Source organism: Vibrio sp. 3-2(1) (assembly GCF_963887575.1).
GTDB classification, from domain to species: domain Bacteria; phylum Pseudomonadota; class Gammaproteobacteria; order Enterobacterales; family Vibrionaceae; genus Vibrio; species Vibrio anguillarum.
The window spans coordinates 1-14,491 of sequence record NZ_CAWPGB010000018.1 but is presented as its reverse complement, the minus strand read 5'-3'; the positions used below and the strand labels follow the sequence as shown (position 1 = coordinate 14,491).

The 14,491-nt window shown below is 41.8% G+C and carries 16 protein-coding genes and 1 pseudogene; 7 read left to right on the top strand and 10 right to left on the bottom strand.

Annotation, left to right across the window (positions count from 1 at the left end; translation table 11 throughout):
* The first annotated feature begins 156 nt into the window (after positions 1–156).
* From AACQ79_RS08170 to AACQ79_RS08160, 4 genes are all read left to right on the top strand, one after another.
* The gene (locus AACQ79_RS08170; protein WP_170899805.1) at positions 157–693 is read left to right on the top strand and encodes a GNAT family N-acetyltransferase; all 537 of its coding nucleotides are present in this window, start codon (positions 157–159) and stop codon (positions 691–693) included.
* Between the two features lie 194 nt (positions 694–887).
* A complete protein-coding gene (locus AACQ79_RS08165; RefSeq protein ID WP_019281421.1) occupies positions 888–1,418 on the top strand; it encodes a hypothetical protein in 531 nt (176 codons plus the stop codon).
* Positions 1,419–1,447: 29 nt separating this feature from the next.
* A complete protein-coding gene (locus AACQ79_RS18365) occupies positions 1,448–1,879 on the top strand; it encodes a potassium channel family protein (RefSeq protein ID WP_422824463.1) in 432 nt (143 codons plus the stop codon).
* A 248-nt stretch (positions 1,880–2,127) separates the two neighbouring features.
* Positions 2,128–2,541 carry a DUF1090 domain-containing protein gene (locus AACQ79_RS08160; RefSeq protein ID WP_228209534.1) on the top strand — a complete coding sequence of 138 codons (414 nt, stop codon included), beginning with the start codon at positions 2,128–2,130 and terminating at the stop codon, positions 2,539–2,541.
* 120 nt (positions 2,542–2,661) lie between these two features.
* Here AACQ79_RS08160 and AACQ79_RS08155 read toward each other — a convergent pair.
* The 5 genes and pseudogenes from AACQ79_RS08155 to AACQ79_RS08135 form a co-directional block, all read right to left on the bottom strand.
* Positions 2,662–3,855 (bottom strand): annotated as a pseudogene (locus AACQ79_RS08155) (IS3 family transposase).
* Positions 3,856–3,888: 33 nt separating this feature from the next.
* Entirely contained in the window at positions 3,889–4,122 is a 234-nt protein-coding gene (locus AACQ79_RS08150; protein ID WP_170899804.1) for a hypothetical protein, read from the bottom strand.
* A gap of 40 nt (positions 4,123–4,162) precedes the next feature.
* Positions 4,163–4,696, bottom strand: a complete 534-nt coding sequence (locus AACQ79_RS08145) for a hypothetical protein (protein WP_170899803.1) — start codon at positions 4,694–4,696, stop codon at positions 4,163–4,165.
* A 2-nt stretch (positions 4,697–4,698) separates the two neighbouring features.
* On the bottom strand, positions 4,699–4,932 hold the full coding sequence (locus AACQ79_RS08140; RefSeq protein WP_013867777.1) for a hypothetical protein: 234 nt from the start codon (positions 4,930–4,932) through the stop codon (positions 4,699–4,701).
* A 2-nt stretch (positions 4,933–4,934) separates the two neighbouring features.
* On the bottom strand, positions 4,935–5,501 hold the full coding sequence (locus tag AACQ79_RS08135; RefSeq protein ID WP_170899802.1) for a 3'-5' exonuclease: 567 nt from the start codon (positions 5,499–5,501) through the stop codon (positions 4,935–4,937).
* Between the two features lie 240 nt (positions 5,502–5,741).
* Between AACQ79_RS08135 and AACQ79_RS08130 the strand changes: the two genes are divergently transcribed.
* Positions 5,742–6,110, top strand: coding sequence for a DUF3693 domain-containing protein (locus tag AACQ79_RS08130; RefSeq protein WP_170899801.1), 369 nt, complete (start codon positions 5,742–5,744; stop codon positions 6,108–6,110).
* A 137-nt stretch (positions 6,111–6,247) separates the two neighbouring features.
* Here the strand turns inward: AACQ79_RS08130 and yciH are convergent, their stop codons facing one another.
* Both yciH and AACQ79_RS08120 read right to left on the bottom strand, forming a co-directional pair.
* Complete coding sequence (yciH, locus tag AACQ79_RS08125; RefSeq protein WP_064626153.1) at positions 6,248–6,559, bottom strand: stress response translation initiation inhibitor YciH; 312 nt, start codon at positions 6,557–6,559, stop codon at positions 6,248–6,250.
* 7 nt (positions 6,560–6,566) lie between these two features.
* On the bottom strand, positions 6,567–6,938 hold the full coding sequence (locus AACQ79_RS08120) for a DUF3319 domain-containing protein (RefSeq protein WP_013867787.1): 372 nt from the start codon (positions 6,936–6,938) through the stop codon (positions 6,567–6,569).
* Positions 6,939–7,040: 102 nt separating this feature from the next.
* On the opposite strand from AACQ79_RS08120, the gene AACQ79_RS08115 reads away from it, so the two are divergent.
* Complete coding sequence (locus tag AACQ79_RS08115; protein ID WP_096036994.1) at positions 7,041–8,000, top strand: tyrosine-type recombinase/integrase; 960 nt, start codon at positions 7,041–7,043, stop codon at positions 7,998–8,000.
* Here the strand turns inward: AACQ79_RS08115 and AACQ79_RS08110 are convergent.
* Together AACQ79_RS08110 and AACQ79_RS08105 are read right to left on the bottom strand one after the other, a co-directional pair.
* Positions 7,984–8,988, bottom strand: a complete 1,005-nt coding sequence (locus AACQ79_RS08110; RefSeq protein ID WP_170899800.1) for a D-alanine--D-alanine ligase — start codon at positions 8,986–8,988, stop codon at positions 7,984–7,986. The genes AACQ79_RS08115 and AACQ79_RS08110 overlap by 17 nt on opposite strands.
* 171 nt (positions 8,989–9,159) lie before the next feature.
* On the bottom strand, positions 9,160–9,741 hold the full coding sequence (locus AACQ79_RS08105; protein WP_013867790.1) for an SPOR domain-containing protein: 582 nt from the start codon (positions 9,739–9,741) through the stop codon (positions 9,160–9,162).
* 219 nt (positions 9,742–9,960) lie between these two features.
* On the opposite strand from AACQ79_RS08105, the gene AACQ79_RS08100 reads away from it, so the two are divergent.
* Entirely contained in the window at positions 9,961–12,651 is a 2,691-nt protein-coding gene (locus AACQ79_RS08100) for a bifunctional acetate--CoA ligase family protein/GNAT family N-acetyltransferase (protein ID WP_096036992.1), read from the top strand.
* 43 nt (positions 12,652–12,694) lie between these two features.
* Here AACQ79_RS08100 and AACQ79_RS08095 read toward each other — a convergent pair whose 3' ends face one another.
* Complete coding sequence (locus tag AACQ79_RS08095; RefSeq protein WP_064626157.1) at positions 12,695–13,582, bottom strand: LysR family transcriptional regulator; 888 nt, start codon at positions 13,580–13,582, stop codon at positions 12,695–12,697.
* Positions 13,583–14,491 lie beyond the last annotated feature (909 nt).

Genomic DNA, 14,491 nt, shown 5'->3' with positions numbered 1-14,491 from the left:
ATTATGCTAACAAACGCTTCAAGAGGGACAGCCAACGCGCGGCATTTTTGCCATGCGTTGGTTTTTGTGATTACGGTGTTATGCGGAAGCTTAGTAGTAGCGTTGGCTGCCCCTTAAGCGGGCGTTATGTGTCCTCAGAGAAAATAAGACGGAACTATGTTCATAGAACCATTAAAAATCAGGCTTCGCTCACTTGAAGTTGAGGATGCTGAATACTTTTATCGGTGGTCTGGTGATAGGGAAGTGACACAATTCAGCCTATCAGCTTATGCCTATCCACAATCTCGCTCAGATATCGCTAAGTGGCTGTCGGAAATTAACTCAAGTTCAAAGACGATTTCTTTTGGTATCGAGTGTAAAGAAAGCCAAAAACTGATTGGTTATGCTGGTATTTCGGGGATTAGCTCACTTAACCGAAGTGGTGAGTATTTTATCCTCATTGGTGATAAAGCATTTTGGGGCAAGGGGCTAGGAACAGAAGTCACGCGTTTAGTCACTAATTATAGATTCCGAGAGCTTGGCTTACATCGAATAGAATTGACCGCATATTGTGACAACGTAGCGGTAATCAAAGCGTATGAAAATGCAGGTTATCAGCACGAAGGTATCAAAAGAGAATCGGGCTATCGCAATGGCCGATTCATGGACAAAGTCCAAATGTCCGTTTTATCGCGAGAGTGGCTGGCCACATAACAAACGCCTCAAGAGGGACTGTCAACGCGTGGCGTTTCCAGTCCCAATGAGCCGCGGTTGTTGTGATTGAGTTTAGTGGTATGCGTTGCCAGCCCCTTAGGCGGGCGTTAGGCATTTATTGTGACTGATATGCATGTTAATCAATTAGTTATAGTGTAATCTTCTTGATGGTTTATTTTTTTGAGTGAGTAAGAATGAATTTTTATGCATTACGTGTTTCTCTTGTAGCAGCAGAACCACAATTATTTATTCATCAGAATATGTCCAAGGACATATATGCCTTTGAGAATGCTCTTTCTTATGCTGTTAATAATCCACCTGAAAACGAAAGTGGCGAGATCCTTTACTCAATAAAAATATTAATTGAAGGTAAAGATAGTGGCGTTATGGGTGGTATGGTTGCAAAAGCAAAGAGTATTAATGGTCACGACTTGGAATTTAATGAATATAGTGTAGATGATTATCCACCAATGGTCTGGCTATGGGATAGAGAACAACAAGTTATTCTTCTAGAGAAAAAGACCAGTGTATTTTCGACTCCGACAGCTGCATGTAAAGCATTCATGTCAATTTCTAATAATATAGAGTTGGCAGAAATTGGTTTAAGAGTGGATATCGAGCCTGTACTAAATGAAGAAAATCAAAATTTCTGGGAAGAATATGATAAATTTGATTATGTTGAAGCTGTTACTTTTGAGCTTATTCCGCCAAATTTATTTGTGTAGTCTGCTTTGTTTTACCTGTATTACTAGCTATGGGAGCGATAGTACTATTAGGTTGTATTGATGATAAGGAAATATATTCACTTCTTGCCTCACTCATAGTGGGGGCATATTACATATCTACATTTTATTTTATACAAAACAAGCTTAGCTATAGCCATAGATTAGACATGATTATGGTTCCGACTATTTATATTACGATGTTGGTCATAGTAGGGGTATTGTTTTCCACCATATTACTAGGTATGAACTCATTCTTAAATACAGGAAAGTACATCCCAGCATTTAAATATTTTTATTACTGTATAATTTCACTAACTTCAGTTGGGTATGGTGATCTATCTCCAGGAAATGATGCAGATAGAATTGTTGCTATAGCAATGTCTTTAGTAGGGACACTACACATGATAATTTTTATTTCTGTAATAGTTAGTAAGTTGAACTTAGCACCTCAAAAAAGCTAACAAAGCATTTAAGAGTGATTCCCAACGCTTGGCGTTTTTTATTCCATCGTTGGGTTTGGCGTTTACGGTGGTATGGTTTAGTTTCGTGATAGCGTTGCTCACACCTTAATGCGGCGTTAGCATTCTGAGGACTTAAATAGTCATATTCAAATGGTAGAAATCAATCATCGCGTATAATAGTTGTGTGACAATTCACCATTTTGTAGTTTAATTATCCCTTGTAAAATTATTTAAAGTTAGTTGTGTTAATGAAAAGAGCAAATGTAAATTTAATGTTGAAAGCTTCCGGTGTTGTACTGTCTATATTGTCATTTTATAGTTTTGCTTCATTGAACTGTTCAGGTTTTTCTGGGTGTGAAAGAAAGTATTGTGAGATTGAGCAGCAAATAGAAAGTGCTCAGTTAGCTAATAATCAAAAAAAGATAGAAGGACTAAAAGTTGCCCTAGCGGAAGCCAAGTCCAATTGTAGTGACACAAAACTTAAGCAAGATTTAGCTGACGAAATTAAAGAAACTAAAGATAAAATTGCCGAATATAACTTAGATTTACAAGAAGCAAAGGGAAGTGGCAAGGATAACAAAGTCAGGAAATACCAAAATAAAATTCAAGAAGAAGAGCGTAAATTGGAGTCGCTTCTACAAGAGTTATCCGAATTAGGCTAGATAATGCTAACAAACGCTTCAAGAGGGACAGCCAACGCATGGCATTTTTATTATGCGTTGGTTTTTGTGATTACGGTGTTATGCGGGAAGTGATCTGCTCCAGCTAGACTGGACACTTCATTAAGCGACATTTTGCTGTTCAAAGTTAACTGGGCTTAGATACCCAAGAGCACTGTGCCTTCTCGTCCGATTATAATCAACCTCTATGTACTCGAAGATCGTGTGGCGCATCTGGTCTCTCGTCATAATCGGCTCATTTTGGATTGCTTCAACTTTCATAGAATGGAAGAAGCTCTCAACACAAGCATTATCCCAGCAATTTCCTTTCCTACTCATACTTTGTTTTAGATTATAAGCAGTTATGAGATCTCGATAATCTTTTGAGCAGTACTGACTACCTCGATCACTATGAACGATAATCTTTTGAGCAGTACTGACTACCTCGATCACTATGAACGATAACCTGCTCGGGGAATCCGCGACGGAACAACGCCATTGATAGCGCATCACAGACCAGCGTAGCCGTCATTCTGGTATCCATAGACCATCCAATTACTTGTCTTGAGTAAAGGTCAATAATTACCGCCAAGTACAGCCAGCCTTCGCTTGTCGCTATATAGGTGATGTCTCCAGCCCATTTTTCATTCGGAGCAGATGCGCTAAAATTCTGAGCCAACAGGTTTGGAGCAACAGGCATTTGATGCTTGCTGTCCGTAGTGCACTTAAACTTGCGTGCAGCTTTCTGCGTTAAATCTTGACGCTTCATACTGGCAGCAATGGTTTTAACATTGTAGCGTTCACCGTTCTCAGACAGTTCTTTTTGGATACGCCTTGAGCCATCTCGGCCTTTGCTGTTGTCGAAAGCTTCTTTAACTTTTGTATCAAGCTGTTGGCGAATAGCCTCACGTTGGATGGCGTTGTGCCGATGCTTAATCCAGTAATAAAACCCACTTCGGGAAATCCCGAACACCTTAGCCATACGCACTATACTGAAGCACAGCAGGTGTTCGAGCATAAACTCGTAGCAATCTACTTTAGATTCTTCGCGAAGTAGGTGGCGGCCTTTTTTACAATTTCTAGCTCTTCAGCTTGCTCAGCCAACTGCCTTTTGAGCTTGGCAACCTCTGCGGTTAGCTCTTGCTCTCGCTGACTAGTACTGGTGTCTTTCTTCGAGTTCTTCCGCCACCCGTAGATTTGAGATTCGTGTAAAGAAAGCTGTCTTGCTGTCGCAGCTACTCCCACTTTATCTGCTAACTTCAGGGCTTCTGCTTTAAATTCAGGGGAATGTTTAATTCTAGTTTTCTTAGTTGTCATTGTTCACCTCGTTAGTGATTGTACTCACTTAACTCAGTGTCCAAAACTGCTGGGGCGGATCACAGCAATCGTGAACCAGTTTTCTAAATCGTTAGGGTCATAAGCGACCGTGTTCTCAAGCGCGATTTGGTTTGATATGTTTCGCTCGCGTTGGCGCATGACGGAAAAGTCAGAGCAATAGACTTGCTTAGCACGTTGCACAAGCGACAAGTCACGAGCGACCTGCTCAACGATGTATGCGTATTTTTTGCGCAACTGTCTACGCAAGAAAATCTCATCACAAACGCGATTAACCAAAGAAAAAAGTTCACCTTTTTTTCCCCTTTTCTTTGATTAATTCATCACGGAACGAAAGGCCCAGAGAGGCCAAAAGTTGGCAAGCCTTGGCGAATTGCTCAGGCTCAGGCAAAGAAAGAATTTGCTTTTTAAATGCGCGAGATTTAGCGGATGCCAAATCTTTTATTTCATCGTCAGACATGGCCGCGCTGTGGCCGTTAATCAGTAGTCGGTCATTGGCGGCTTGAACTTGAATCATGGCCTCATTGAACGATTTGTTGTCACAGGTATCTAAAAATGAGCGCGTCATGTGGCGACTAAAATCACCGTGACGAAAAGTAGAGCGGTACAAGTCCTCGCGCCAGTTGGTAAGCGTGTTGATTTTTGAAAGGTCGTAACGCTTAGGAAGTTTGAAATCCTCCATGAACTGGGCAAAAGACGAAAGGCGAGGTTTGGAAATAAATTTAGGATCAGATACGAAACGCTTAGGCTCAATCGGCAAGCGTGGTTCGGAGAAATGGCGAACAGGCTCAAGAGCTGGCGTGTATAAATGCTCCATGCTCATAACTAGCAAACCTCGTATGAAATTTGAGCTAGAGGAAATTCACGCTTAACTTGATGCAAAACAGAGTTAGCAGTAACAAGAGGAAGCTTAACGGCGTTAAGGCGACATGGAGTGATAGCAAAACGATTGGAGCCATAAGAGCCGTTTGAAGAAAGAAAGTGATTTGAAGTTAACTGAATAATCACAAACGGATTCATTGAGTTTGATAACTTAGCTTTCTTAACTAAAATTGCCATGATTAACGAGCCTCAATTTTTGCGTTAACAGCATGAATAAGGCGGCGTGTCATTTCGCAGTCAGCTAAGGCGCGGTGAGCGCTAAGGTCTGAAACGTCAACACCTTGCTGATTGCAAGCATTGGTTAGAGATTGCCAGCGGTAACCGCCATTAGCAGTGTCAGGATGACGCCAAAAATCAGCGTACCAAGTCATTGCGCAGTTAGTGCCGTCATGAAGAAGAAAATAAGAAAGATTCTGAAGCGGATAATCAAAGTCAGAAAGTGACTGAGCTACCATGCGGCAATCAAAGTCAAAGTTATAAGCGATGACTTTTTTGCCGAACAAAATAGACTTGATTTCATTCCAAACAACATCAAAAGATGGCTCATCAGCGACAAGCGAATTGCTAATGCCATGTATTTGATGAGCAACATCAGGGATAGAGCAAAGAGGATTAACGAGACTCGTGTAGAGAACGGAACCGGAAAGAGCGTCGATGATTGAAATTTCACAGATACGAGCGTCAGAGTCTAGGCCCGTGGTTTCGGTATCGATAATTACCGAGTTTTCTAAATTGAGAGCATACATAACAACCACCTTGACTGATTGAGGGATTGACCACCAAGGGCGAGAGCGTCAAGAGCAAGCGCCCAAGGCAGTCAAATAGGTGAATCTCTCGGCGAATGTCCGGAACGCATAAGCGATGTGGTTAGTCTTAGAGAGATTCAAATCACGAATTGAGAGGATTGTAGGCACAATTATTCGCGCGCGTTAAGCACGAAAAAACATGCTTATTAAGCTAAGATTGATTTAAAGGGAGGATTTGCCATGTATCAAAGTCAGCTGTTAGATGCCTATAAAAAGGCTAAAAACTACATACAAGACAAGCAGATTGCGCACGACTTGAACCTACCAAGACAGAGAATCGGTGAAATGCGCAGAGGTGCACGCTATATATCTGATGAAGAAGCAGTTTTTTTAGCGGAACAAGCAGGAATTGACCCAGAGCTGGCATTGCTCGGATGTCATGCAGACAGGAACGAAAACCCAAGAATAAAACAGCTATGGGAACACATAGCAAAAAAGCACAACGGGCTAGGATTAAGAACAATATCAATGGGTTGCGGAGCATTGGCGTTAGCGATTAGCACGCCTAAAGAAGCAGCGTTACAGTGCGCATTATATATATTATGTTAAATAAATAATAACAAAATGAAAGCGCCATGCCTTTATGCGCTTTCTAGGGATGTAGCCATTAAACATAATCAGTATTTACCATAAAATACCTAATAACTAGTCTGATAATCGAAGATTTCATTCTAGTTATTAATACGTTAATTTCCGGCTAGTTTAACTATGAAACCTTTCTTTTCTAAATAAGCTTTAATTTTGTCTCGAGCATCACCCTGGATTTCTATTTCACCATCTTTTACTGAGCCGCCACACCCACAACTTTTCTTGAGTTCTGCCGCGAATAGCTTTAGTGCTGTATTATCTAAATCCAAGCCGGTCACGATACTCACGCCTTTCCCTTTTCGCCCTTTTGTTTGACGATGGATTCTAACCACTCCATCTCCTTTAGGGCGTTCTATAACTTCAGGCTCAGCTTTGATACGGCCTAAATCCGTAGAATATACAAGTGTCATAAATCATTTACTTCTTTAATTGTTCTGCTTTCTGTTTTGCAAGCAAATAAGCTTCGATATGTTTTTGAATAGCCACTTTTGAACCTTTGATTAAGCGACCATTGAAAAAGCAATACCACCCATTGAGCTCACCTGTATCATTCTTCAGTGTAAAGCCGCCAAATTGCTCTTGTTTACCATTTGGAGCTTCTCTCTTCTTACCTACCGCACTGAACTCTCTAGGATCAATGATAGAGGCAGTATCACACCACCAGTCTATGCTTTTTTTAACTGCCGCAAGGTTACCAGTCAAAACATGGTTTTTGATCTTAACTTGCCATATATCTGTAGAGTTAGGCGCAGATGTAAGGGTAAATCCTCGATACGTCGCTATAGCCATATGTTATTGGTCTTTTTAATTATAGGTTAGTTAAATAATAATTGTATCTTCACCGTTATCAAGTATATTTATCGATAAACCATATTGTTATAGTGCATCAAGATGAAAAAAAACATCCCTCTCATCACAGATCCTATGATTTTAAAACAAAAGGTTACCGAATTTTCCGACACAGTTTGCTTTGAACAATTTCAACATTTGACACATTGGCAATATTCGAAGAACTCCGCTTTGGCCATGACTAAAGATTGGAATCATTTTGTTACATTTTGCAAAATAAGATGTGTTACTCCTCTTCCTGGCTCAACAACAGCTGTTAGGCAATTTATCGAAACGGAAGCTCGTGTGAGAAAATACGCGACTATCAGGCGTTACATGGTCACCATTGGTATCATCCATCACCTACTTTCGATGAAAGACCCCACGCAAAACCGACTCACTCAACTTTCTTTGTTTCGTCTTAAAGGAGAGAAAGGTGATGATGCTAAGCAAGCGACACCGTTAACGAAAAAACATTTATTGGCACTAGATATACAACTTATTCATTCACCTCACAAAAAGGATATCCGCGATCTTGCCATCTATTATGTGATGTTTGAGTGTGCTTTGAAACGAAGTGAGCTTAAAAAACTAAGTACAGGCCAAGTCTTAACTGTGGATGGGCAAATGAAGATCATCGTGGGAAATGTCGATTATTATCTTTCTGAATCGGCCTCTCTTGCACTTAAAAAGTGGCTACAATTACTCAATAAAGAGTCGAACATTGTGTTTTGTTCAATCGATCGCCATGGCAATATTTCAAATAGATCTTTAAATGATGCGTCTATTTTCCGTATCTTACGTCATGCAGGGCAACGTTTAGGCATATTTGAATTGAGGTTTTCAGGCCAATCAACTCGTGTTGGTGCGGCTCAAGAACTGGCTAAACAAGGTTATAAAACTCAAGATATTCAGCAATTTGGACGATGGTTAAGCCCTGCAATGCCAGCTCAATACATTGGTAAGCTCGACATTGCAGAAAGTGAACAGATGAAATTTAAGGTCATTAAACCTTTTGATTGAGTGACGTTGTCACGCAATTGGCTAGAAATTCATGAAACCTATGCCCATTATGCTCTAACATTTTAGGAAACATTGAAATGGGAGTCATGCCTGGGAAGGTGTTAACTTCATTAAGATAAATGTTTCCCTCTGGGGTTAAAAAGAAATCAATACGTGCAAGGTGCCTAAGCTTCATGTGGGTAAAAACCCTAGCAGCATAATCACTTATCATTTCTAATTGATCTCTGGTTAAATTCTGAGCTTGCACTTCAGTCATCGAATGGCTAGTCGCACTGTATTTTTCTTCATAAGTATAAAATGCGTCTTCTGGTGCGATGATCTCACCCGGCTTAGAAAGATATAAAACACCATCAAGCTGATAAGCGGCAACTTCTAATTCCCTAGGTTTCACTGCTTTTTCAACCAGAACTTGTTCCGAGTAGCTAAAAGCCGCATCGATTGCGCTGTTGAGCTGTGAAACCTCGGTGACTTTGTAACAACCAACAGATGAGCCTTGTCTCGCCGCTTTAATAAACACACTTCCCCATTTTTCCAGAGCTTGCTTACACTGCTGATGCGCTTGTGCATTATTTTCTGAAAGAAAAAGATAAGGTGTATTAGGAATACCCAGCGCATCGTACCAAAGCTTAGATGTAATTTTATTAAAACTGTTAGCACTGGCTTCTGGACCACAACCTAAATATGGGATGCCAGCCAGCTCGAGCATCGATTGAATGTCGCCCGTTTCCCCTGGATAACCATGAATGCAAGGAACCACAAAATCGATATTGACGGCAACACCATTGGTATTCAACGTTGCAGCATTCGTGTCTAAGAAACTCAGATCGCCCTTTTCACTGTACCAACCATCGGGTCGCATTTCGACGCGAATAACTTGAAAACCTTCTGTTTTTTCAAGTTGTGCTTGTAAATAGTTGGCTGACACAAGTGAAACTTCATGTTCTGACGAACCGCCACCACATAATAATAGGATTGTTGTTTGAGTCATTAAAATCTGTCCATGCTGCTGACGAATAAACTATAAATCATGATAATCAATTCAGTGTGAAGTTACACGGTTTTAGCCAAGGAAAACCTTTTTACTGTTGTAACAGGCTAAGTTATAAGCAATAAAGGGGCATAAGCCCCTTTGATCATTTATTCGCGATAAAATCCAGAATCAGTTTAACTTATTGAGTGTCGGAAATTCCGAATTTTTGATGGTATCAATACTTTTGGCAAAAGGTTTCATTGCTTGAAACTCGGTTGGCAGTGTTTTAATTGCTTCAACAGCATCGGCACGAGTTGCGTAGTCACCATAAAGTACGGTGTACCACTTGGTTCCATTCACTACTTTATAATTTTCCCAAATAGGTTGGCCGTCAGAATTGGGCAGTTTACTGGCAAACTGATCAACTTTATTCTGTGATCCAACAGCAACGACCTGAATGGTGTAGCCAAAACGCGGATTCATTGCTGTCTGTTTAGCTGTCGGTGGAATGAGCGCTACTGCGGCTTTGCTTTGAGGGCTCATCTTAACGACTTTTTTCTCTGTATCGTTAGGAGACATCTTCACCACATTCGTTTCGACATTGCTCTCAGAAATTCCAGTAGCCATGCCTTCTTGAGCGACTACTGGTTGCTGAACCGGAGCAACTTTGTACTCTTCACGATGGCTTTCAGAGGTGACATCGGTAATGTATGTATCAGATGCACAGGCAGCCAGAAGCACTGATAAACCGACAATTGTGATTTTTTTCATGAATTGTTCAACGCCTTAAGTAGAAATTACTATAAATCATGCCGATAGCGACGCTCAGAATCAAGCTCGCTTTGTGATTATATACCCTTGTACTGTGATTTATGGCACAAAGTCGCAGTTGTCTCACGACGTAATGATCACAATCAAACCAATATAGTGAACAAGGATAGCATTTGTTCGCTAAGCTAACGGTAATTCGTGAGTGAAAGGTTCATCAACATGAACAATTTAAATCCATTCCTGAAACCAAAATCGATCGCGGTTGTTGGTGCATCAGTACGCTCGCTTCGTGCTGGCAATATCGTGATGAAGAACCTACTTCAAGGAGGCTTCGATGGTGCGATTATGCCTGTCACGCCTTATTATCCATCCGTCTGTGGCGTATTGGCCTACAAAAGTATCGAATCTCTGCCTATCGTCCCTGATATTGCGATTTTATGCACGCACGCAACACGCAACGTCACCTTATTTAAGCAATTGGCAGATAAAGGCATCAGCTCCGTCATCGTACTTTCATCTGATATGTATACTGAAGATGCTCAAGGAGTCGAAATCCAAGCCCAATGTTCTAGAATTGCAAAATCGGCAGGAATGCGCATTTTGGGCCCCAATAGCTTAGGGCTGATCCTACCTTGGTTAAATTTCAACGCTTCGTTTTCTCCTGTCACAGCCTTAAAAGGTAACATTGCCTTTATTTCACAATCTGCAGCGGTTTGTACCACGATTTTAGATTGGGCAAATGACAAAGAGATCGGATTTTCAGCATTTATTTCTCTTGGTAATGCCAGCGACATCGATTTCTCTGACTTGCTTGATTGCCTGAGCACGGATAAACACACCCAAGCCATTTTGCTTTATGTTGATACGATTAAGGATGCTCGCCGTTTTATGTCGGCAGCGCGTGCCGCGTCACGTAACCGGCGAATCTTAGTATTAAAAGGAGGAAGAACGCTTGCTGGACGTAAAGCGGCGCAAGCACATACTGGTGGAGACAATACACTCGACATTATTTATGACTCCGCAATTCAACGCACGGGTATGTTACGGGTGAATAATACCCATGAACTCTTTGCCGCTGTTGAAACACTCACTCACTCCGTTCCATTGCGAGGTGAACGCCTTGCTATTATTACCAATGGTGGCGGGCCAGCTATTATGGCCGTCGATACCTTGCTGGATCTAGGCGGAAAACTGGCCGATCTTGAAGAGTCTACTTATCAAAAACTAAATCAGTGCCTGCCTAAAAGTTGGTCTCACAGTAATCCGGTCGATATGGTGGGTGATGCGGATCATACTCGCTACGTTAATACACTAAATGTGCTGCTAGATAGTGATAAAACCGATGCCATTCTCATTATGCACAGCCCATCTGCGATTGCGCAGTCTGAGCAAACCGCTCAAGCGGTGGTCGATGCCATTAAAGCGCACCCTCGCCATAAACGTTTTAACATCCTAACCAATTGGTCAGGAGAACTTACCGCGCGCCCGGCTCGACAAATATTTACCCAAGCGGGCATCCCAACCTATCGAACGCCAGAAAGTGCAGTGGTGGCATTCATGCACTTAGTCGAGTACCGTCGAAATCAAAAACAACTAATGGAAACGCCGACAACCGCAGAACCCGTCCATGTATCAGAAATACACAGCGCGCAGCAATGGATAGCCGAGCAACTAGGCATACACCCTACCCGTCACCTTGATACACACCAAATAGGTAAGTTATTTAAATATTTTAATTTTAATGTATTACCAACTTGGATAGCTTCTGATGCCAGTGAAGCGGTACATATTGCCGAGCAAATTGGTTACCCAGTCGTGGTGAAATTGCGTTCGCCCGATATTGCGCATAAATCAGATGTGCAAGGAGTGATGCTCAATCTACGCAACCGCCACGAAGTGGCAAGCGCAGCGCAAGCGATATTGGATCGCACGCAGATCTCGTATCCTTCCGCTAATATTCATGGGTTATTGGTTCAGGCAATGGCAAAGCTCGCTGGCGGCGAAGAGCTCAGGATCAAAGTGATTACTGACACAACCTTTGGCCCGGTCATTTTACTGGGACAAGGTGGTTCAGAATGGGATGAATCAATCGATGCCGCTGCCGCGCTACCCCCACTGAATATGACGCTCGCTCGTTATCTGATTGTCAGAGCAATACGCAGCGGGAAAATTCGGCTGCAAAAACTACCAGAGCCAATGAATATTGATGGGTTATCTGAGTTTTTAGTTCGTATCTCGCAGATGATTATTGAATGTCCACAAATAGATGAATTAGATATTCACCCGGTTTTAGCCAATGGCAATCAATTCACCATATTGGATGCCAACTTAGTCCTAAAAGATTACCAAGGCGACGGACAAAGTAGATTAGCTATCCGCCCCTATCCAAGTGAGTTTGAAGAAAATGTGATCCTAAAGGACAACTCGGCCATTACCTTACGCCCAATCTTGCCCGAAGATGAGCCGCATCATGCAGAGTTTATCCGTAACGTATCAAAAGAAGATTTGTACAAACGCTTTTTTTCGGATGTCGGTGAGTTTAACCATGAAGCCTTAGCCAATTTTACTCAAATTGACTACGACCGAGAAATGGCTTTTGTCGCAGTGGATCATACCAATGATCAAGAGAGTATTATTGGCGTTTCACGAGCACTCATTAACCCTGAGAATAGCGATGCTGAGTTCGCCATCTTGATCCGTTCTGATTTAAAAGGAAAAGGTTTGGGTAAAATCTTGCTGCAAAAAATCATCGACTATTGTCGCTTGAAAGGAACCTTACAAATTTCCGGCATGACCATGCCAACCAACCGAGGCATGTTGACGCTAGCGCAAAAATTAGGTTTTGAGATTGAAGTGCATTTCGAAGATGGGACGGCAGATATGGTTTTGATCTTAAATAAACCAGAATAAAGCCGTAGCGATCAGATTTGATCACTGCGATCCGCCCAAAATTTTAACTTAGCACCCAGTTTTTCTTGAGGTATTGCACACACCACGACTTTGCTTCGCCCATTTTATTACGCCGCCATGCCATAATGATCTGCATCGATTTTTCTTCAGATCCGCTGATTGCTTTCAGTTTACCTGAGGCGATCAGTGGCTCTGCTATCTGTTTCGGTAATGTGCCAATACCTAACCCTTCCACTAACGCGGCACATTTTGCGCTGAAATTAGTTACCGTCAGACGCGGTTGTTTTTGCAAAATATTCACGCTCATTGCAGGCTGGTCACGCGCGGTATCGGCAATCGCAATCACTCGATACTTTTGCCTTGCTTCTTCATCAAATGCACCGCTTCGTTTGTGCACGTAATGCGAGCTGGCCGCTACCCAAACCATTGACATAGTTCCTATGGTTTCTGCTTTTACATCTTGTGGTAACGTATCGATACGTGGGCAAATCAGCAAATCGGCTCGATCGGTTGAAAGTGACTCCCAACACCCCGCTAAAATTTCTTCTTGAAGACGGATTCGTGTTTTACTGACATTACCTAACGCTTCAACCATTGGGAAAAAATTATGAATAGGGATAATACCGTCAAATGCGACCGTCAAATCCAGTTCCCAACCATTCGCTAACAAGGTTGCGTCATTCACCAATTTTTCTGTCGCCGATAAAATGGCTCTACCCCGCTCAAGAATGAGCAAGCCGGCTTCAGTAAACGTCGCTTTATGCCCTGAACGGTCAAAAATAGTGATATCTAAATCTTGTTCCAATTTTTGGATCTGATAACTCAGCGATGATGGTGCACGGCTTAGCTCATTTGCCGCCGCAGCAAAGCTGCCTCGTCTATCAATCGCATCTAAAATATGAAGCGCTTCTAAGGTAATTGGACTTTGCAAAATGGACATCCTTTGGTGAAATTGCAGTGAGTATGCAATAACGAGTATGCCTTATTTATCATCGTTGTGGTATCTCTGACGGGATGGAAAATAGACGAGGAGAACTGGTTTGGAACCAAAAATCGTAGAAATAACAAAGCCAGTTTAATACTGGCTTTGAGACACATTCATTTAAAAAGGGGTAGAAAAGTTATCAATGTGTGAGTCTATTTCTTATTTTCTGACATCTCTTTCTTAACCATGACCGCTGCAGCCACGATAAAAACGATGATTAATCCAAGCTCCATGTAAAACCTCGATAAGTGTGTAAAATTAAAGGCTAAAATATAAACAACGCGATTCTAGCAGACTGGAAAAATATAGACAGCTTTTAACGTATTGCTAACGTTTTTAGCGACTCAGTTCAAAAAGAGCGTGAATACAGAAAATGGTAATTTTCATCACATCCGTAACTCTAGATTGTTATATTCTCTTCCTACTTGAAGCTACAGCGGTGTTTAACAACGCACCGCCGAACTCAAAAACCCACTGTAAACACTTGCACTAAAGCCGCCACGCGTTGGCAGTCCCTCTTGAATGCTTGAATATGTAGTGTTTCAGATGCCACAACCCATTTTTATTTCGACCGACCTAATTGACCGTTCTGAACTAGATGTTACGTGCAATGGCCACTAGCTCGTCTCGGCAAATTTGCAACCAATATTTGAGAGTCTCTTGCAGCATTCTTACCTGATCACCGATACGGTTGACTTCTTTCAGCTCCTCGTCGGTGAGAGGTCGAGATGTAGTGGCATAGTGAATTTGGTCACTTAGTTAGAGGTGATATCATCACCTCATAAGTTAACAGGTGACATTATGACAAAACATACAAGACGACTATTTAGCGCAGAATTTAAGTTAGAAGCAGCG

Bases quoted from the DNA above. Each gene is read 5' to 3' on its own strand.
- AACQ79_RS18365 (WP_422824463.1), top strand. From the start codon at position 1,448: ATGGGAGCGATAGTACTATTAGGTTGTATTGATGATAAGGAAATATAT.
- AACQ79_RS08160 (WP_228209534.1), top strand. From the start codon at position 2,128: ATGAAAAGAGCAAATGTAAATTTAATGTTGAAAGCTTCCGGTGTTGTA.
- AACQ79_RS08135 (WP_170899802.1), bottom strand. From the start codon at position 5,501: ATGTATGCTCTCAATTTAGAAAACTCGGTAATTATCGATACCGAAACC.
- AACQ79_RS08120 (WP_013867787.1), bottom strand. From the start codon at position 6,938: ATGGCTATAGCGACGTATCGAGGATTTACCCTTACATCTGCGCCTAAC.
- AACQ79_RS08130 (WP_170899801.1), top strand. From the start codon at position 5,742: ATGTATCAAAGTCAGCTGTTAGATGCCTATAAAAAGGCTAAAAACTAC.
- AACQ79_RS08100 (WP_096036992.1), top strand. From the start codon at position 9,961: ATGAACAATTTAAATCCATTCCTGAAACCAAAATCGATCGCGGTTGTT.
- AACQ79_RS08110 (WP_170899800.1), bottom strand. From the start codon at position 8,988: ATGACTCAAACAACAATCCTATTATTATGTGGTGGCGGTTCGTCAGAA.
- AACQ79_RS08105 (WP_013867790.1), bottom strand. From the start codon at position 9,741: ATGAAAAAAATCACAATTGTCGGTTTATCAGTGCTTCTGGCTGCCTGT.
- AACQ79_RS08140 (WP_013867777.1), bottom strand. From the start codon at position 4,932: ATGGCAATTTTAGTTAAGAAAGCTAAGTTATCAAACTCAATGAATCCG.
- yciH (WP_064626153.1), bottom strand. From the start codon at position 6,559: ATGACACTTGTATATTCTACGGATTTAGGCCGTATCAAAGCTGAGCCT.
- AACQ79_RS08165 (WP_019281421.1), top strand. From the start codon at position 888: ATGAATTTTTATGCATTACGTGTTTCTCTTGTAGCAGCAGAACCACAA.
- AACQ79_RS08170 (WP_170899805.1), top strand. From the start codon at position 157: ATGTTCATAGAACCATTAAAAATCAGGCTTCGCTCACTTGAAGTTGAG.
- AACQ79_RS08115 (WP_096036994.1), top strand. From the start codon at position 7,041: ATGAAAAAAAACATCCCTCTCATCACAGATCCTATGATTTTAAAACAA.
- AACQ79_RS08145 (WP_170899803.1), bottom strand. From the start codon at position 4,696: ATGAGCATGGAGCATTTATACACGCCAGCTCTTGAGCCTGTTCGCCAT.